General features: G+C 48.5%; 11 protein-coding genes and 2 pseudogenes. 6 read left to right on the top strand and 7 right to left on the bottom strand.

Translation table 11 applies throughout. From position 1 onward, the window contains the following. The 3 genes from E0496_RS11410 to E0496_RS11400 form a co-directional block, all read right to left on the bottom strand. A partial coding sequence (locus tag E0496_RS11410) for an IS110 family transposase (RefSeq protein ID WP_141501711.1) occupies positions 1-677 on the bottom strand: 677 nt, incomplete at its 3' end. A gap of 479 nt (positions 678-1,156) precedes the next feature. Beyond that, positions 1,157-2,563: a HAMP domain-containing sensor histidine kinase gene (locus tag E0496_RS11405; protein ID WP_141501709.1), complete on the bottom strand. Its 1,407-nt coding sequence runs from the start codon at positions 2,561-2,563 to the stop codon at positions 1,157-1,159. Further along, complete coding sequence (locus tag E0496_RS11400; RefSeq protein ID WP_161601382.1) at positions 2,560-3,249, bottom strand: response regulator transcription factor; 690 nt, start codon at positions 3,247-3,249, stop codon at positions 2,560-2,562. The genes E0496_RS11405 and E0496_RS11400 overlap by 4 nt, the downstream gene beginning before the upstream one ends. Positions 3,250-3,423: 174 nt before the next feature. Between E0496_RS11400 and E0496_RS11395 the strand changes: the two genes are divergently transcribed. Further along, complete coding sequence (locus E0496_RS11395; RefSeq protein ID WP_241674723.1) at positions 3,424-7,905, top strand: InlB B-repeat-containing protein; 4,482 nt, start codon at positions 3,424-3,426, stop codon at positions 7,903-7,905. 390 nt (positions 7,906-8,295) lie between these two features. On the opposite strand, the pseudogene E0496_RS37180 reads toward E0496_RS11395, so the two are convergent. The 4 genes and pseudogenes from E0496_RS37180 to E0496_RS37170 all read right to left on the bottom strand — a co-directional run. After that, positions 8,296-8,694: pseudogene (locus tag E0496_RS37180) on the bottom strand (amidohydrolase family protein); the annotation flags it as partial. A gap of 352 nt (positions 8,695-9,046) precedes the next feature. Beyond that, on the bottom strand, positions 9,047-9,436 hold the full coding sequence (locus tag E0496_RS37175) for an integrase core domain-containing protein (RefSeq protein ID WP_421923680.1): 390 nt from the start codon (positions 9,434-9,436) through the stop codon (positions 9,047-9,049). Positions 9,437-10,315: 879 nt separating this feature from the next. Beyond that, positions 10,316-11,515, bottom strand: a complete 1,200-nt coding sequence (locus E0496_RS11380; protein WP_338325840.1) for a glycoside hydrolase family 43 protein — start codon at positions 11,513-11,515, stop codon at positions 10,316-10,318. A 165-nt stretch (positions 11,516-11,680) separates the two neighbouring features. Beyond that, positions 11,681-11,743: pseudogene (locus E0496_RS37170) on the bottom strand (AraC family transcriptional regulator); the annotation flags it as partial. Positions 11,744-12,794: 1,051 nt separating this feature from the next. Here E0496_RS37170 and E0496_RS11370 point away from each other — a divergent pair. The 5 genes from E0496_RS11370 (at position 12,795) to E0496_RS11350 (ending at position 20,197) form a co-directional block, all read left to right on the top strand. Further along, a complete protein-coding gene (locus tag E0496_RS11370; RefSeq protein WP_141501701.1) occupies positions 12,795-13,649 on the top strand; it encodes an AraC family transcriptional regulator in 855 nt (284 codons plus the stop codon). An 83-nt stretch (positions 13,650-13,732) separates the two neighbouring features. After that, positions 13,733-15,139, top strand: a complete 1,407-nt coding sequence (locus E0496_RS11365) for an ADP-ribosylglycohydrolase family protein (protein WP_141501699.1) — start codon at positions 13,733-13,735, stop codon at positions 15,137-15,139. Positions 15,140-15,400: 261 nt separating this feature from the next. Then, positions 15,401-18,529, top strand: coding sequence for a fibronectin type III domain-containing protein (locus E0496_RS11360; protein ID WP_141501697.1), 3,129 nt, complete (start codon positions 15,401-15,403; stop codon positions 18,527-18,529). A gap of 160 nt (positions 18,530-18,689) precedes the next feature. After that, a complete protein-coding gene (locus E0496_RS11355) occupies positions 18,690-19,820 on the top strand; it encodes an amidohydrolase family protein (protein ID WP_141501696.1) in 1,131 nt (376 codons plus the stop codon). Beyond that, positions 19,817-20,197 carry a Rieske (2Fe-2S) protein gene (locus tag E0496_RS11350; protein ID WP_141501694.1) on the top strand — a complete coding sequence of 127 codons (381 nt, stop codon included), beginning with the start codon at positions 19,817-19,819 and terminating at the stop codon, positions 20,195-20,197. Before E0496_RS11355 ends, E0496_RS11350 begins: the two co-directional genes overlap by 4 nt. Positions 20,198-20,236 lie beyond the last annotated feature (39 nt).

Here is a 20,236-nt window from a genome sequence, read left to right as displayed (position 1 = left end):
ATGATTGTTTTCCAGTCGTCGATTACCTGGCGTACAGTTAACTTTCGAAGATCGGCAGGCGTTGGAAAGAGCCGCAGTGTGGCGAGCGACCCGGATCCAATGAGGTGCTTATATACCTGCCTCTGTTCTGGAAACACAATGTCGACCCAGCGATGGATCTGGTTCTTGACGCTGACAAGACGATGGACGATTGTCTCCCGGTTCGCTATGAGCACTCGCAGTTCTAGGAACACTTCACTGGTTTCTTTCATGACCGAGTAGTAGCCGTTTTTCACCATGTCGGCGATAACCAAGGCATCCTTGATGTCGCTTTTGGAGGGAGTGTTGTCGCGGTTTTCCTTGTTCTTTTTGACGAGATGGGGGTTTACTAATACGACCTCAAGGCTTAGGTCATTAAGCCAGGCAGCGAGGCTGAGCCAATAGTGTCTGGTTGGTTCCATGCCGATGATTGTGTCGTTTAGTTGTTGCGTTTCCTGCATATCTTTCATCCACTGCAGAAGTTGAATAAAGCCGGCATCGTTGTTGGAGAAGTGAAGCGGAGTGTCGAGTGTGATTCCACGGAAGTTGACAGCGCGAGCAACATGGGACTGCTGTGCGATATCGATGCCTACGACAAGTTGTTGGGTTGAAATGCGTTCGAGCAGTTGATTTTGTTTGGCTTGAGCTCTAAAATTCAAGATAGAGCGACCTCCTTAAGATGGCTAAAGGGCTATGACCCGTGACTACCCCATCGTACCGGAGTCGCTCGTTTTTATGCAAAGCACAAAATTAACGCTCTACAGGAATCCTAACGGGACACGATAGTTGAATAACAAAAGGGCTGCCTGGCGGCAGCCCTTCGTCGTTAAGTTCAGTTTTTATCAAACTTTATTTTTAAAATACTTGGTCTCCTTAACGAAAAATCAAGGGTATGTAGCTTTGAAATTATCAAACTTTATTATAAAGCTTCATCCGTCGGCTAATTGTAAATGCCGAATATATAGACTTTTAAAAACACGAACGTTTCCAGAAAAAACTCGGCGACCGTACTCCGGTTGCATACCGAATCGCGATTGCCGCATAAATGAATACTCTTTCTCACTGTCTATTTTACGGGGGGAAAACCAGTTGGGTCGGAGGCTTATCTTATTTTGGGCGGAGTCTGGCCGTTCGACGATTATTCCTGCGATCGACGCTGCGGCAGTAGGAGCGTGAACGAGGTTTCCCCATACGGGGTACTGGTCAAGCGGATGTGGCCTTGATGCAGGTCGACGACTTCTTTCACGATGGAAAGTCCGATGCCGAGACCTTCGCCTTGCCTTCCTTCGTTCGCGCGATAGAATCGTTCGAAGACGCGGTCGCGGTCGGCGGGGTCGATGCCTCTCCCCCGATCCTTCACGATGATAAGCACGCAATCGTCTTCTTGGACGAGTCCGATGCCTAGATACTCCCCGTCGCTGCCATAACGTAAAGCGTTGTCCAGCAAGTTGCGAACGGCGCGCTCCACGAGGGAAGCGTCGAGATCCGACTCGACGTCCTTCTCCGGGATCTCAATGTCGACCGCATAGTTTTGCCCGTCCAATAGCAACAGATAGTCGGACACGATTTTTCGCATCAATTCGGACAAGTTGGTCGGGGTGGGATGAATCTCGAACGCGCCTGAGTCTTGCCGCGAGATGTCCAGCAACTGATCCAACAGTTTGTCCATGTAGCGGGAACGTTGCAATATGATTTTCGCGCTTTTGCGAAGCTCGCCGTCGTCATGGAACGAATTCGTGCGAATCGTCTCGGCATAGCCCAAGATCATGGTCAGTGGCGTTCGCAAATCGTGGGACAGATTGGACAGCAGCAGTCGGCGTCGTTTATCGAACTGCTCGATTTGAACGGCCTGTTGCTGAATCCGGCGCGCCATCTCGTTGTAATGACGGGTGAGCTGGCCAACTTCGTCCTTCGACTTGTCCTCTAGCACCAGAACGTCGCTTCGCAAGCCGACTTGGCCCAAGGCCTTGTTCAGCTTGCCGATGCGCCGATTGATAGAGGAGAAGAACCAGATCGACAGGAAATAGGGGACCAGGGCGGATAGCAGGACGGGCAGGATGAGAGCATACAGCAGCTTGTATGATCGTGAAAAGAAGTAGGCTTGCCCCGTCTTCATCTCATCGCTAGGCAAGCTTAACAACAGATATTCGAATTGTCCGTTTCGGGCCAGGGAATATACGAGAGTGGCCGTTTCATGCTCGGCCCAGAGGTTGTCAGGCATGTTCACGACGCGTCCGGCCAATTGTCCGAAGTCGTAACGGGCCGTTCCGCCGGAAGTATCGTAGATCGTCGAGCCGTCAGACGCGACCCATTCCAAGCGTATCGCCGGATGCCGGTCGCGAACCGCATCCAGGATCGGTCGAACGCCGTCAAGACCATGCCTTTCGACGGTCTGCAGCGTCTCGTGCGCGATCGACTCCAATTGATCCAGATTATACCCATCATTCCATATCTTTGAGACAATGAAGGATAACATCAAGAATAGAATCAGGCTGCTCGCAGCGCTGATCAGCATGACGAGCCAGAGCTTCGTGCGGCTTTTCATATGCCATCTCCCGAGAATCGATAACCGATGCCTCTTACCGTATGAATCTGCGGTGCGGTATCGGAGTCGTCGTCGAGCATAGCGCGCAGCCGGTTCATGAATACGCTCAAGTTGTTGTCGTTCACGTGATCGTGCTTCCAGACATGCAGGTAGATGTCTCGCTTGGTCAGCACGCGATCCGGATTCTTCATGAACAATTGCAGCAACTCGCATTCGTATTGCGTCAATTCGTGACGTTGCGATCCGTTGACCAGCACCATATTATCGATGTCGAGCGCCAGCTTATTCATCCGGATGACCTCGTAGGGGTGCGACGTGCCGGGACGGTGCCTTCGGAGTTGCGCCTGCGCGCGAGCGAGCAATTCCATCGGACTGAACGGCTTGGTGACGTAGTCGTCCGCTCCCAACCCTAACGTATCGATCTTGTCCTGCACCTCTCTTCTGGCGCTTAGAGCGATGATGATCGCGTCGGTTCCGTGATCTCTCACATATTGAAGAACTTCAAAGCCGTTCACGTCATCCATCATCAAGTCCAATATCATTAATTCGATGGGCTGCTCCCGCAACGCTTCGATAGCTTGCCGCCCCGAGGCAGCCTCGATCACGCGCATTCCCGCTCTCTCCAAGTGCATGCGGATCAGCGTGCGAATGTCTGGCTCATCATCGACAACGAGAATTTGATGCATATCACGACCACACTCCGTTTCTATTGCTTCCCTACTATTCTCCTCATCATAACGGGAAAAGAGCGCTAGGAAAAGGTCGAATGACGGCGTTATTAAGACTTCATTAAGAATACTGCGCCGTTTTCCTGTTATAGTTAACGACGACATTAATGATAGGGGAGTGTTTTCGAAGTGATGATCAAGCGCTACGTGACAATATTTATGGCATTGCTCTTGTTAACGGGAATGATTCCGGCGTACGCGGACCCGGCGGCCGCATATGATTGGACGATTCGGAGTCCGTATCCGACGTCCGATAATCTGCAAGGCGTCGCTTACAACGACGGTACATACGTGGCCGTTGGGGGGAACGGCACTCTGCTGACCTCCACCGACTTAACGAGCTGGACGAACCGTTGGTCTAGCCTGGGATTCCCTTATTATTTCAATGACGTCGTATACGGGAACGGCAAGTATGTGGCGATAGGCGAAAGAGGCGTGATCGTCTCTTCGGGCGATGGGGTGAACTGGACATCTCGCACGTCGGGAACCTTTGAATTTCTAGAGGGTGTCGGCTACGGAAACGGCTTGTACGTGGCGGTAGGAGACGCTGGGACGATCTTGACTTCTGCTGACGGAGAGAATTGGTCGAGTCGTACTTCGAGTGCCGATGAGAACCTGACGGACGTCGTATATGGTTCGGCCAAATTTGTGGCGGTAGGGGAATTCGGGACGATATTGACTTCCTCTGACGGAGTAGCCTGGAGTGACGCCTCGCCCGGCAATACTCCGGATCTCTATGGCATTGCCTTCGGTAACGGCACGTATGTTGCGGTGGGGTTTGCTGGCGCGATGGTGACTTCAGGCGACGGCGTGAGTTGGACGAAGCAACATTTGGATACTAGACTAACGCTGGAAGACGTCACTTACGGCAACGGTGATTTTGTGGCCGTGGGCCATAACGGACTCGTCTACGCCTCCGTCGACGGAGTGGCGTGGGTGAAACGCGATGCGGTCACGCTTTCGATCCTGAACGGGATCGTATTCGGCAATGGCACATACTTGTCGGTAGGCTACGGGGGAACGATCTTGACTTCCAACGATGGGACGAGTTGGGTTGTTCGTACAGTGGGAACCAGTCAAGATCTTAATGCCATTAGTTATGGCAACGGTACGTATGTGGCCGTGGGATATGCCGGGACGATCATGTCTTCGAGCGGCGGCGCAAACTGGACGATTCGGACTTCGGGCACTTCGCAATCGCTATACGACGTGAGCTTCGGCAACGGTACGTTCGTGGCCGTGGGTAGCAGCGGATCGATCTTGACTTCGGGCGACGGCGCGAGTTGGACAAGCCGTACGTTCGGCAGCACGCAATTCGGCGTTTCGTTCGTGAATGGCAAGTTCGTGATGGTGGGTGCTGCAGGGGCGCTGGCGACCTCCGACGACGGCGTAAGCTGGACGAGTCGAACTTCTGGCACTTCGCAAAATCTTTGGGACATCGCATACGGCGACGGCATGTACGTGGCTGTCGGCATCGGCGGTACGATCTTGACTTCCGGCGACTTAGAGACTTGGACGAGCCGGACTTCGAATACTTCGGACGGGATCTATAGCGTCGTATACGGTAACGGAAAGTTCATGGCGGGCTTGTCCGACGGAGCCGTGGTGACATCTTCGAATGGCATCGATTGGACGAACTCATCGACGGGCGTTCGTGGGTATCCTATGGCCGTTAGCTATGGCAACGGCGAGTTCGTGGCCGTAGGATCGCCGAATAGAATCGCGAAATCCACGGATGGCACGAGTTGGACGACCCAGACACTTACGACATCGAAGCAGTTGACGGACGTCAGCTATGGTAGCGGCGCGTTCGTGGCTGTGGGGCTTAACGGGCTCGTCTTGCAAGCGGTCATCCCTGACTTGTACACGGTGACATTCGATTCGCAAGGAGGAAGCGTGGTTGCGGGCTTGACCGATATTAGCGTGGGAGCGAAGATCGCGGCTCCTGCGAATCCAACGAAAGCCGGCTTCACCTTCGAGGGCTGGTACAAGGAAGCGGCTGTCTCTACGGAATGGCAATTTGGCACGGATACGGTAACGGCGAACGTGACGCTGTACGCGAAGTGGACGCCGAATCCAACGTACACGGTGACGTTCGATTCGCAAGGAGGAAGCGCGGTTGCAGACTCGGCCGGCGTGAGCGCGGGAGCGAAGATCACGGCTCCAGTGAATCCAACGAAAGCTGGCTTCACCTTCGAGGGCTGGTACAAGGAAGCGTCTGGTTCTACGGAATGGCAATTCGGCACGGATACGGTAACGGCTAGCGTGACGCTGTACGCGAAGTGGACGCCGGATCCGACGTACACGGTGACGTTCAATTCGCAAGGAGGGAGCCCCGTCGCGGGCTTGACCGGCGTGAGCGCGGGGGCGAAGATCGCGGCTCCGGCGAATCCGACGAAAGCCGGCTTCACCTTCGCGGGCTGGTACAAGGAAGTGGCTGGCGCTACGGAATGGCAATTCGGCACGGATACGGTAACAGCGAACGTGACGCTGTATGCGAAGTGGACGCCGGATCCGACGTACACGGTGGCCTTTGATTCGCAAGGAGGCAGTCCTGTAGCGGTTTTGACCGACATTAGCGCGGGGGCGAAGATCGCGGCTCCGGCGAATCCGACGAAAGCCGGCTTCACCTTCGGGGGCTGGTACAAGGAAGCGGCTGGCGCTAAGGAATGGCAATTCGGCACGGATACGGTAACGGCGAACGTGACGCTGTATGCGAAGTGGACGCCGGATCCGACGTACACGGTGACGTTCAATTCGCAAGGGGGGAGCCCCGTCGCGGGCTTGACCGGCGTGACCGCGGGGGCGAAGATCGCGGCTCCGGCGAATCCGACGAAAGCCGGCTTCACCTTCGCAGGCTGGTACAAGGAAGCGTCTGGCGCTACGGAATGGCAATTCGGCACGGATACAGTAACGGCGAACGTGACGCTGTACGCGAAGTGGACGCCGGATCCGACGTACACGGTGACGTTCGATTCGCAAGGAGGCAGTCCTGTAGCGGTTTTGACCGACATTAGCGCGGGGGCGAAGATCGCGGCTCCGGCGAATCCGACGAAAGCCGGCTTCACCTTCGGGGGCTGGTACAAGGAAGCGGCTGGCGCTACGGAATGGCAATTCGGCACGGATACGGTAACGGCGAACGTGACGCTGTATGCGAAGTGGACGCCGGATCCGACGTACACGGTGACGTTCAATTCGCAAGGGGGGAGCCCCGTCGCGGGCTTGACCGGCGTGACCGCGGGGGCGAAGATCGCGGCTCCGGCGAATCCGACGAAAGCCGGCTTCACCTTCGCAGGCTGGTACAAGGAAGCGTCTGGCGCTACGGAATGGCAATTCGGCACGGATACAGTAACGGCGAACGTGACGCTGTACGCGAAGTGGACGCCGGATCCGACGTACACGGTGACGTTCGATTCGCAAGGAGGCAGCCCGGTCGCGGGCTTGACCGGCGTGACCGCGGGGGCGAAGATTGCGGCTCCGGCGAATCCGACGAAAGCGGGCTTCACCTTCGGGGGCTGGTACAAGGAAGCGGCTGGCGCTACGGAATGGCAATTCGGCACGGATACGGTAACGGCAAAAACGACGCTGTACGCGAAGTGGACGGCGATTGTGGCTGATCACGAAGTAGGCGTTCCGGCGAAGCCTGATAACGGCAAAGTCGTCGTGGAGATTGGCGAGCTTCTGCTTCCCGTAGGCAAGACAGGCGAAGTTCGTTACGAGAATGCGGTAACGATCAACATTCCGGCGAACGCCACGGACAAAGAACTGAAGCTAACCATCGATAGATTGCTGGACGCGCAAGGACTCTTAACGGAAGATGACGTTTTGGCGAGCCCGGTCTACGAGATTTTGAAAAACTTCTCGGAAAATTTCTTGAAGCCGGTCACCCTGACTTTCGCGTTTGACGCGAAAGCGATCGGTCAAAACCAGAAAGCGGCCGTGTATTATTACGACGAAGCGAAGAAGGTTTGGGTGGAAGTCGGCGGCGTCGTCAACGGCAATAAAATCGTCGTCGAAGTCGATCACTTTACGAAATACGCCGTGTTCGCCGTATCCGATGAGCCCGCGTCGGACATTGAATTCGACGATATCTCGGGCCACTGGTCGGAGAAGTTCGTCAAGCAGGCAATCGGCGGCGGATGGGTCAAAGGCTACGCGGACGGAACGTTCAAACCGAACCATTCGGTTACTCGCGCAGAATTCGCCGTCATGCTGATGAACGCTTTGAAGCTTCCAGCCGAAGGAACTGATACGGATTTCGCGGATAAGGCGAGCATTCCGACATGGGCGAAAGACGCGGTCGTGCGTGCGGTGCAAGCAGGCATCGTTGACGGCTACGAAGACGGCACTTTCCGTCCGAGCGCCGCCGTTACCCGCGCGGAGATGGCGGCGATGATCACGAAAGCGTTGAAGCTGGCGGTCGATTCGAATGCCGTGACCGGCTTCGCGGACGATGCGAGCATCCCTTCATGGGCGAAGGGAGCGGCAGAGGCCATGAGGAAGTTAGGCATCATGAAAGGCCCGGGCGACAATACGTTCAACGGTGATTCGCGTGCGACTCGAGCGGAAGCGGTATCGGTACTGCTGAACATGCTGGCGCAACGAAGGGAATAGAAGGGAAGCTCATGAACAACGCCCCGGAAGATTAAGCTCCCGGGGCGTTTATTAATATTTTGATTTCGATTAACTCAGCTTCACGTCGTCCACGTACACGTGTAGACTTAAAACAAGGTTTGATAATTTGAAATAAAAATTTACAATATTTCCAATAAACCACACTTATCACAAGTACCGTTGATAGAAAAACATAAGAAAACATGGAGACCGGGTATGCGGACCGGAAATAACCGCCCTCATCACTGGCTTAGCATGTCGAGGGCGGTTAATGTTTTATATGTTTGTAGGGGGCGGCCATGTAATTATTTCGTTTACATTGGCATTATCTAGTTCCTTAATAGCGTATGAAATCGCTCTGATGACATTATACGGGGATATCGACTCTGATTAATATCGTTGTTGCACACCTTTGAACCACACGAATTTGATCGACAAGGTATCTGAGCTGTTGGTTGTCTCGAATCACCGGTTACTAAAAAAGGTCAGCGCGCGTACCTTCGGCAATACGACCACGATCGTTAAGACCAAAGCAACGGGCCAGTTTTGCGGTAACCGACTGAAGAGCTTCTATCGGAGTGAACCCGGCCTTCACCAGCAATTGTATTTCATGATGGACGCTGGCTCCATGTGCAAGGCCGCCAAGATTCGGACAGGAACCGGCGTAACATCCGTCCCTACCAGAATATCAACTCCGGCACGGTGTAGGTCCATCACATTCTTAAAGCTGTTCTCCATATTGCCTAGCGGAAACGTATTGAAGCTTGAGTTCATAATATCGATCCAATCCAGGACTCTCCACTCCTATCCAAATCCTATAGTGCTCATCATGAGTACGGGCCACCCTTTTGGGTGGTTTTTTTTTGCTCATGAATCAAAAAATCTAAATAAGGCTGAGTTCTTTAAAAGAGAACGCGATGTTTAAACAAAACGGCCTTTATTATTTGTGCTCCTCCGACCTGCATGACTGGAATGCTTCCAAGACTTATTGCATCACGACAAGCTCCATTACCGGTTCTTATTCGTATGAGTTCGTCATGACTAACTCATATAAAGATAGGCTAACCCAGAGTCATCTAACTACATAGCATGAATAAAATAACCTACAACAACACGTTAAAGTGGAGTTATAGGTTATTCTTTATCCTATATTATTGAAGTAGAAGCCATTTTCGGGGTTTAGCCGCACTTCTTCTTCTAAACTCCAGTTGTGGGTACTTCCTGACCAACGTGTTGGATGTAAGGCTTTTGCTGCTTCATAGACCTGTTGTCGTTTCTCAAATATCTGCTTCGCTAGTCCTTGGTGCCTTTGGCTAGGCGTCAGAAAATTAAGCCCACTGTGACCATGCACTGCATTGTACAAATGTACAAAACGCAGCACCCATTCACAAGCTTTATGTATGTTCTCAAAGCCGTTTGTGGGGTATTCAGGACGATACTTACACATTCGGAATATGGATTCCGCATAGGGGTTGTCATTACTGACTCGTGGTCTGCTTCTCGACGGTGTAATGCCAAGACTATACAGCATCTCTAGCAGACTTGAGCCCTTCATGGGACTGTGATTGTCTTAATGTAACACGAGAGGACTCTTGCGGATCAGACATTGCTCACTTAGTACGGTTCTATGGATTAATTGGCTCGCATGCTCTGCGGATTCTTCCTCCCAAATTTCCTAGCCCACGATTTTTCGGCTAAATAAATCGATGACAAGATAGAGATGGAATAGAAGCCTTTCACAGGACCTGTGAGCCAGGTAATATCCCACATCCAGACTTGATTTGGTGCATGACGCGATAGAAGGTAGATTCTGATCCAATATACGTGCCCTGATCTGTCAGTCTAGGCACAATCTGACTAGGCGGTAAGCTCCTAAACTCAGGTTGATGGATGAGGGTAATGATTTGTTATTGCTCGGAATCGCTAAGCTTGTTGGCTGGTGACTGTCGTTTTGCATGAAGTCGCTGATCCTCATATACGTCTTGATTTAACCAACGTTGTAAAGTCATTTGTGTAAGTTTAAGCGCTTTGCACGCTAAGAATTCCCTTTCACCGGCTTCTACGGCTTCCTGAATCAGTAGTGATACGGCTAATTGACGATCTGAGGCACTGATCATTCGTCCTCTTGGTCCCCCCATATCGCTTGGGCCTTTTTTCGCAACACGAGCAAGGTAGCTGAGCTGTTTCCGCTATGGCAGATTCCTTCCGTTGCAGCTCACGAGAGAGTACTTTCACTTTTTGTTCTTTGACGCGAAGTTCTTTTTGTAGCTTTGTAGCTTGCTTAGCAACACCGCCATTCGCTTGCATACATGCATCTCGCCAAGCTTCAACTCTTTACTCGGTTTAGTCATTGTCATCTACCTCAGTCTCTCTTTCTATTTACTATACTTTCAAGAGAGGGGTACGACAACTAGTCTGACACAGTGGGGGTTACGATAGTAAGCTCACCATTATCTTCCTTGAGCTTGATGAACATGACTCTCTCATTCGGAGTATCGTTTGGAGAATGCAACACCAATAACACCTCGTCTTCGAATGTCTTGAATATCATGCCATGACCGCCATCGCCTTCAAACAACGGAGCATTATTTTGCAGCCATGGGCCCTGAATCTGCCCAGATTCCGATCTAGCAATTCCTTGTGCGTATTTTCCATCCTTGTAGCTTGACCATAACATTAACAAGGTTCCGTCTGTACAGCGATGCATGAAGGGACCGTCAGTGACGTAAAAGGGAGTTCCTGGAAACATTTCATTAGCCCATGGTGCTTCCGATGCTGCAAACAAGCAGATGGGCTCTCCTATAGTGCTTTCCAAAGATTCAGAGAGCTGGATAGCATCAATTGTGCCATTTTCGATCTGTGTAAATTCGTGGCAAAAAACCATCCAAGGCCGACCATCATCGTCAATAAATAAGGTTCCGTCCAAAGATTCCCACTTATCAGGAGTTACTGGTTTCTTGCTATGAGGCTTATAGGGACCAATAGGCTCGTCAGATACTAGAATCTGTGTCCCTCTACAAACTCCATCAGCTTTAAATGAAGCCAACATATAATATTTTCCTTTATACTCGTGCACTTCTGGCGCCCAAAAATTGATATTTGCCCAAAAGTCGGGTTGTGGTCGAAATGCAGGATAGGGACCTTGCCATTGCTCCAAGTCTTCGCTTCGATATACATTAAATCCCTTTCCAGGTCCTGTCCATGTATCTTTGTCTGTTGTACCGTAAAGATAATAACAGTGGTCGCGGTCGCTTCGTAAAATGAAGGGATCCCGTATTTGTATATTATCTTTGGACGTCGCAATTATAGGTTCATTTGTTGGTATTTCATGATTTACAAATTCCAAATCAGTTTTTGTTGCTATAGGTTCAAAATTGCTGCGATCTTCACTCAGATTCATCGTAATATCTTTTAAATCCGACACGATTTCTGCTACGATTTCTTCAGATAGACTCGATTGAGGAAATGCAGCCAATTGCTTAAGTGTAAATCCTTTTCCCATGCTCGTCTTAGGATCGGTTGAGATTCCAGGCAGAAACTTCTCAAGCACCGCTGCAGCCTGCTTGTTCTCTAGCAGATCACCTAATTTAGTATTTTCATTAAACATCATTTTCATATCCTCCAGCTTGTCAAATCAATCGCAATCCTATAGCCTATCTCAAGTATAGGGGCAACATTAGCGACGTTAAATAGCGCAACCTAAAGATACGATAACGGAATCTAAACCTTCGGAATTCAATGAAATTGCTCGGTTGATTGTGGTTTGAGTCTAGACTCATCGATTGCGATATTCTTGCGGTGTGTAGCCGTATTGCTTCTTAAATATTTTAATAAAATGCGGAGGTTTCGGTGTTTGTCATGGCTTTATTCCATAAATTAAATTTGTTTTGTAACCATTTCGGAAAAATATGTTCGTCAGTATTTTCATTAAGCTCACCCCCACATAAAAAGCAATGATTTGTGGAAAGCGGCATGTCCATTCATAACCACAACCTTCAATTCTAATAGTTTTTGTAGTTTATTGAAACAATTGATTTGAATAACATAAGATTAAAGTACTAATATGTGTTTTGGCATATTAGCCAGTAATAGCAAGTGCTCCGTTATGGCTACGGCATGTATAGATTTATTTAGCAACACCATTAAAAAGCTTCGTCTTTTATATTAGTTTCAAGTGTGGCAATGCAATCCACGATACCTTGGTTATAAATAGTTGAAATGTGGATTAGATCGGCTGATTAAGCTTGTCGCAACCAAATCATCATCATTCCTGCAAATTATCTTTTTAAGTGTTTATAACACATCCCAACTTGAATCTCATCCAACACATCCCGCCAAAGCATTTTCGAATGGTGGGTCGGTATGGGTTACACAGCAGAAGCAAGAATAAGGAGTCGCAAAAGATCATTAACTTATGGAGTTTCATGGTCCATAAACAAATAGAGATGACGTTCCTGGCAAAGGAAAATAGAAAAAAGACTTACCGTGAGCGGATGCTGGAGAGATATGAACGGGATCCAATCGCCTGTCCTTGCTGAATAACTGTAGGCTAGTATGTAAAGTCACTGGTAGGTGATTTTGTTCTGCCGCATTTACGTGATTTATAAGCATTCGAATTTTCATTATTCTATATAGGATGTGAGGGGCATGGTTGGTTAATCGTAACGATAGCTTAATGATTTTTCTACGTCGTGATTCAAATTAATCCATACGTGTATCCAAATAAAGTATGTTAAAATATGGACTAATGTTAATCGTTATTGATACTTTTGTGAAAACGAAGAACCCTGGTCTAGAAGATAGAAACGTTCTACTACGTATTATGGATAGAACATTCTGAGGCTGCGCAATGTTCAAGGCGGCTTCATTCAAAGGTGGACTGTAACCTAATGAAGCAGAAGATAGAATATGATCATCTCATTCCAATTAATGCGTATCTTTGGTGTCCAAAACCGTATCCGCAGCCTCTTCATTTCCATTCTAGCTTGGAAATTGGTTATTGCCTGGGAGGGCGGGGGCAATTTGTTTTTGAAAATAAGCTTTATGAGGTTCGCAAAGGCGATGTCTTCATTGTCAATAATACAGAGCTTCATATTGCCCAATCCGCGCTGAATGATCCAAGCCAATATATTTTTTTGAATTTTGATCCAAGTCTCTTTCTCGCGGAGGATGAAAAATTATTGCTTCCATTTGCCTATCGATCGGAGAGATTTGAGAATCATATTGCAGCGGGAACACCGCTTTCGCAGCAAATCGGTCTGCTTATTCAACAGATACATGAAGAGCTTAACGCAAAAGCGGAGGGTTATCTAACCATTACTCGATGCAAATTGCTAGAGCTTGGTGTCATTTTGCTTCGCCATTACAGAAGTGCATTTAGCAATGAGCAATGGAGGAAAATGTACAATTCGAAGCGCGAGATTGAGGAAATGATGTTTTTTATGAAAGAACGGTTTCAAGGGCCCCTTCAGCTTACCGATGTTGCTGAGCATCTGGGTTGGAGTACCGCACGGACAAGCCGATTTGTGAAGGAGCATACAGGCATGAGCTTTAATGCTTATGTGACACAGCTGCGGATTGGAGAGGCTAAGAAGCAGCTTGTCACAAACCTTGATAGTATTGCAGATATTAGTTTTTCCAGCGGGTTTCAGAGCATGGCGTCCTTCTATCGAGCCTTTAGCGCTGTTGTCGGCATGTCACCGCAAGATTACCGAAAACAATTTGGCGTTAAGCAATTATTTTGAGAAATGTAAAAGAAATTGAGAAGATTCACGAAAGCCAAATCCGTATAATCAGCTTAAAATCTGACAAAAAAGGTGGTTGTACGATGGCTGGCTGGGAACGATTGAAGGACATTGTCTACTTGGAAATCATACAAAGGGGAGAAGAGGGCTGCGATGTAAGCGGATTTCAAGACAAGTGGGCCGCAGCTGGTGATGCTGAACAGAAGCTAATGACAGTATATCAGCAGTTGATGGAGCTTGCGATTAGTGCAGATTTCCCGTACATAGAGCCCTCAGATTTGCCAGGTATTCTTTCTGCGAGGCCTGAAGGCCCAAGGCAACTAACGGTAGATAAATCTGAATCGGAATGGCTTAATCAATTTCAAGGTGCGTGGCTCGGTCGAAGTATAGGGTGTGCCTTAGGGAAACCACTTGAAAACCGTCAATTTATGGATGGAAGCGGAGGAAGAGCGGGCTGGAAAAATATCGAGCTATGGTTCAAAGGGGCAGATGCTTGGCCGATTCAAGGCTATACCCCGGGGAGCTCACGGGCATCTGCTGAGTACGATTTGAAAGTAAACGATTGGTGCCAGAAGAGCTGGAAAGAGCAGATTCAGTATATGGAATCCGATGATGATATTCGTTATACTGTATTAGGCTTAATTCTGCTAGAGGAAAAGGGATTGGATTTTGATTCTTGGGATATTGGCAAGCTGTGGCATAAATATTTAAGCTATCAGCAGGTGTGTACAGCGGAGACGCAGGCCTATTTGAATTTCGCTCACGTAACCTCCCATATACAAGGTGAGAAAACAGAGGACTGGCCACAGAAAAGTGAATGGGTGCGTACATGGTTAAATCCGTATCGGGAGTGGATTGGAGCACAAATTAGAGCCGATGGTTTTGCTTACGGTGCGGCGGGAAATCCAGAACTGGCAGCTGAATTTGCTTGGCGGGATGCTTCCTTTTCCCATGTGAAGAACGGTATTTATGGGGAGATGTTTGTGGCTGCTATGATTGCAGCGGCTTTTAACGAAACTAATAATGAGCGTATCGTAGAAATTGGACTTAGCGAAATACCGAAGGATTGTCGTTTGGCTCATGATATTCGCAAAGCGGTAGACATTGCGCATTCAGCCGTGGATCAATTGGATTTAGTCGACCGGATCTGGGAAGCGTTTAAGCACTATCATTGTGTCCATACGAACAATAATGCCGCTTTAGTTGCAGCTGCACTCATTTTCGCTAAGGATGATTTTGAACTGGCTATTACGACAGCTGTGTTAGGCGGTTGGGATACCGATTGCAATGGAGCAACTGTTGGCTCGATTCTAGGTGCAAAGCTAGGAGCGGATAAGCTTCCAACACCGTGGGTCGAACCGCTTCACGATACGCTATACGCAGAAGTGACCGGATTTCATCCGATTGCGATTTCAGAATGCGCGAACCGCAGCTATGAGGTATTTAAGAAGATTTCTGCCGATTATGCTGCTGGAAAGAAGCTTTCATAGATTCATGCATAGTGGTCGAAGACTAGCTCAAGTGGGCTGGTCTTTTTTTATTGGTCACAACGCTCAGCCTACAAAATCACAAATTTCAAAGACATTTGATCATTGTTGCTTTCTTGGGAAATCCCTTATATTAATCTGGCATATCATCTAAATGAAACGATTTACAAGGGGGGATGAGAGGTTAACGAAGGCAACAAAATTTTAAAAGCGCTTACATTACAGTGTTTTAAAAAATTCAAACGAATGCAGGAGGTATGAAAGATGAGAAAAAAGATAAGATCAAAGCTTGCGGGAATATTGATTGCAGCCCTTGTGCTTCCTCTTGGCGGTACTTTAGGCCATGCACCAGCAGTTAGCGCAGCCCCCATTGTAGCGGATATTAATTGGCGGCCAATTGATACAACCATGGTCGTATCACCGGGCAGTGCAATGGATTTATCCCATTTGAATGCCGAGCCAGCGGGCACGTATGGAAACGTACAAATCGATGAGTACGGTGATTATTATTTTGAGGATGATCCCGATACGAAAGTAAAGTTCTATGGCGGAAATTTGAATGGTAGTTATATGGTCGATCCAACGAGAGCGGAAATGGTCGTCATGGCAGACCGGATTGCTGCAATGGGCTACAATGTGGTGCGCTATTCGTCCATAGACCAAAATTATGATTGGGCCAAAGGACTCATGCAGCCGCTCACTTCCACGACGGTGACCTTGAATATGTACAAACTTGATAATTTTGATTATTTTAACGCCTTGCTGAAGTCGCGCGGCGTGTACATTGATCTGGATATCATGTCCTTTGCTAATTTTAAAGATGTGCCTAGCATAGGTGAAAGTGTGTACGGCACAACTGCGTCCAAGTATTTGGCTACACTCCTTCCGGATGGGAAAGCGATCTGGAAATCTTTTGCTAATCAGCTGTTTAACCATGTGAATCCGTATACCGGCTATGCTTTAAAGGATGAGCCCCAAGTTATGGGGGTGTCTCCTATAAACGAAGTGATTCTCTACAATGCGAATTTCCCAAACCCCAATTTTAATGCTTGGGTGCTTGCTGATTTCAATCTTTTCTTGGCTGGCAAAGGAAAATCGTCAATCACTACATTTCCCAATAGTTTTTGGGGAGAACCTTCCAGCCTTCGAGATGATCTCGCTGAGTATTTCACAGAGAAGCAGTTTGCAACTTATGGTGAAATGATGTCGTATCTTAAGGACACGATTGGAGTGAAAGCGCCGATTGGCGGCATCAATTATATCAATGATTCCTTAGCAAATTATTGGCGGACGCAGGCTGATGTACATGAAACACATCTCTACAACGGTATTGTTGATGGCAGAGGGGCAAGCTTCAAATACAATCCGTTGACCCATCCGCGTTATAGCATGATTTTTGCTCCGGAATCGAACGCTAACTATGCACCACAATTTGGATCGTTTATTTTCAAAAATTATGTACCGGCACTTTCACTGGGCCAACTGTATAACAAGCCGTTTGCGTTGACAGAATTCAATCATGAATTTCCCAATAAAGGCCGAGACGACATTGGCTTGATGACGGCAGCGGCCGGTGCGTATCAAGGATGGGATATGCTGAACCGATTTCATTATGTGAGCCGAGTTAATGAAGCCATTAATGAAACGCCGCAAGGAGGAACGACCTCATTTGACTCCTTGACCGATGTGATTGCGACTATGTCCGAATATCAGGGTACGCTTGTATTCAGGCAAGCCCATCTCACGCCAGCGGATGCGAAATTTGTAATTGTGAGGGATAAAACCTATGTGAAGACACATGCCTCCGCTACGGAAAATGAATCTCCCGAAAGGAATCGCACATACATCCCTCATCTATTCAAAATGGTAACAGTCTATGCCGATCATCCAGCAGAGCCTTATGCCATCTATAAGATTACGCCTGAACTTACGGACGAGCAGATTGCAAGCGGTGATATTCCTGCAGCCAACAAGATTACGATTACGAACAGTATGACGCTGAAGGAAGTAGCAGAAACCTTTATCCATGCAATTGATGATGTCGGTCTTAAAACCAGTATGTTAACGAACTTAAATAATAATAAGCTAGTTTCCGATACGGGAGAACTCCTCTTTGACCTTAACTTGAACACCTATTTCATTAACACACCTTACGTGGTGGCCGCAGCAGGGACGTTGGATAACAACAGCTATGAGCTTGGGCCAGTCACGATGTCTGCGAATCTGCCGAAAGGAACCTTATCTGTAGCCTCATTAGATAATGAACCGCTGGATGAAAGTGAAAGAATGCTGATCATCTATACAACAGACGCTGCAGCGACGGGTGAATATGAAGTAACGGTTAGCGGTTCGACCTATTATCATCGAGGAACAACACCGACGCTCGCTAAGTATTGCACTGCGGAAGTTCAACTCCAGACCACTCGACCGGCGGGAGACTACAAAGCCTATAAGCTATCGATGAATGGCGTAAGATTGCAGGAAATTCCAACAACAGTGCTTGGCGATACGATTACAGTTCCAATGGAGACCGACAAGGGTTATGGCTTTGAACTTGTGTATGCGCCGCTAATCGGTACCGATGTAACGGCCCCTACATCCCCAGCCAATGTTACAGCTGTTTCTCCATTCTCAACGAAGGTTGATCTATCCTGGGACAAATCTACAGACAACGCTGGTGTGTCAGGATATAAAATCTATCGCAATGGCATTGAATATGCGTCAGTGAATGGGAATGTGCACAAGTATACAGATAATGGAGTAAATGCATTAACGACATACAACTACGTGATCAAAGCGATTGATCCATCTGGAAATTATTCATCTGCGAGCAGTACAGTATCGGTGACCACCTCGGATATCATCTTTTATGAAGGTTTCGAGAGTGGGAGTACAGCGTGGACAGTAGCGAGTTCCTGGGGCAGCTACAGCATCGTTACAGACGGAGGCTTGAGTGCCTATCGGGCTGATAATTTCACCAAAGGCGGTTCCAAATCCACAGCCGGGGATACCAATTGGCAAAATTATAGCGTAGAAGCTAAAGTGAAGGCGAACAGCTGGAGTGGTACTGTTGGCCGTATGGGGCTGGTTGCCAGATTTAGTGATAATCATAATTATTTTTATGTGTATTATGACGATCATGCAGGGCGACTCATTCTCAGAAAGACTGTGGACGGCGTTGAAAGCAGCCTTGCGAATGTTTCATTATCTCTGAGTACAGGCGTTCAGCATTTGTTCAAGCTCGAAGTTAACGGAACCGCCATTAAGGCGTATGTCAATGGACAGCTCAAAATTGATGTTACTGAGAGTGCGTTGCCAACAGGGGAAATTGGCGTATATACACATTTTGCGCAGGCTGATTTTGATGATGTTTTTGTTAGAGCGATTCCCTAGGAGAATGTAGCCACCTTACAAAATCGCAAATGATACAAGACACGACAACATTGTTGTTTGTCCGCTGGAAACGTAACATTAAGGTCAAGGAGCAAGGATGGATCGTAGCTACGACCTCACATCCTGCTATCTAATGTGAATTGCTGGAGGGACAAAAGATATGCAGACTTCGAATACCAACACACAGTTACCAGCGGACAAACGTCCGAAGCTGAAACGATCCATTATTGACTGCGACATTCATCAGGGAACGGGGCTGGATGCAATAAAACCTTATTTGCCGCGAGCGTATCAAGAGCTTGTGAAGCAATATGGTCCTGCGCTGCCGGGAGGCATGCACTTTAATGGAGGTGTAGGCGGCCGAATGGCTGACGCGTATCCCGAAGGCGGCGGCAATGCCGGAAGTGATCTGGAATTGATGCAGAAACAGCATCTTGATCGCTACAATGTCGAGTATGGCATTCTTACTGGAGAGGGCTATGCAGTGCATGCGATTCCCAATTATGATTACGCGGCTGCCATGTGCCGGGCGATTAATGAATATACAATCGAACATTGGCTATCGCGAGATAGCAGGCTGAGAGGCTCTGTATTTATCTCGAAGCAAGCGCCAAGCCTTGCTGCGCAAGAGATTGATCGGGTCGGTGGCCGATCGGATATGGTTCAGGTTGTTGTTTCCAGCGGTTCTACCATACCTTATGGAAACAGGTATTATGATCCGATATATGAAGCTTGCGTCCGTCATAATCTTCCCTTCACCATCCATGTTGGATTAGAAGGGGAAGGTATTAATAGCCCGCATACAGGGGCAGGGTATGTCACCCACTACATTGAGCAAAGATGTGCACGTCCCGCGGTAATGGGTGCACATTTGGCAAGCTTTATCTTCGATGGGGTGTTCGAGCGATTTCCAACATTGAAGATCGTCTTACAGGAAGCTGGCGTGTTGTGGCTTGCCCCATTCCTATGGAAGCTCGATCAAGAATGGAAAGGGCTGCGGGTGCAGACACCTTGGGTTCGCAAGAAGCCTAGCGAATATTTCCGAGAGCATGTTCGCGTGACCACACAGCCGTTCGAGGAGACACCGAATCGTCAGATCTTCGATCATTTATTAGAAAGCATCTATGCCAAGGAAACGCTCATGTTTTGCAGTGATTATCCGCATTGGGATTATGATTCACCTAGTCAAGCATTGCCGAAATTGGAGCCGGAGCTATGGGACAGCATCTACTACCAGAATGCAGCGAAGCTTTATGGCTTGCCTCCTCGTAAATCGGAGGAAACAAAATGAAGCAAAGCTCGCAGCACATCGTAGGGACGGTAGGGGAGATTCCTCCTGGCACTCATAAGATTGTTGAGGTCGGGGGACGCAGTGTCGGCATCTATAATATCAACGGAGCCTTTCATGCGCTGCGAAATATTTGTCCGCATCAGGGAGCGGAGCTGTGCAAAGGAATAGTCAGTGCCTACGTCACTTCCGATGGACCAGGTGATTTTCAGTTCGATAGAGAGGGTGAAATTGTACGCTGCCCTTGGCATCAGTGGGAGTTTGATATTCCAACAGGCTGCATGATCACGGATGCGGTGATGCGCACCAAAACGTATGAAGTCACGGTGGAGAAGTTCGGTGTCTCCATTGATAATGATCTTATCTTAATTCATATGTAAGACAATGAAGACCTCTCTCAGATGGGCCAGTAGCAGCTG

Origin of the sequence: Paenibacillus luteus (assembly GCF_006542765.1) — a bacterium.
GTDB lineage: Bacteria > Bacillota > Bacilli > Paenibacillales > Paenibacillaceae > Pristimantibacillus > Pristimantibacillus luteus.
The sequence above is the reverse complement of the archived record's forward strand: the minus strand, read 5'-3'. Positions and strand labels throughout refer to the sequence as shown.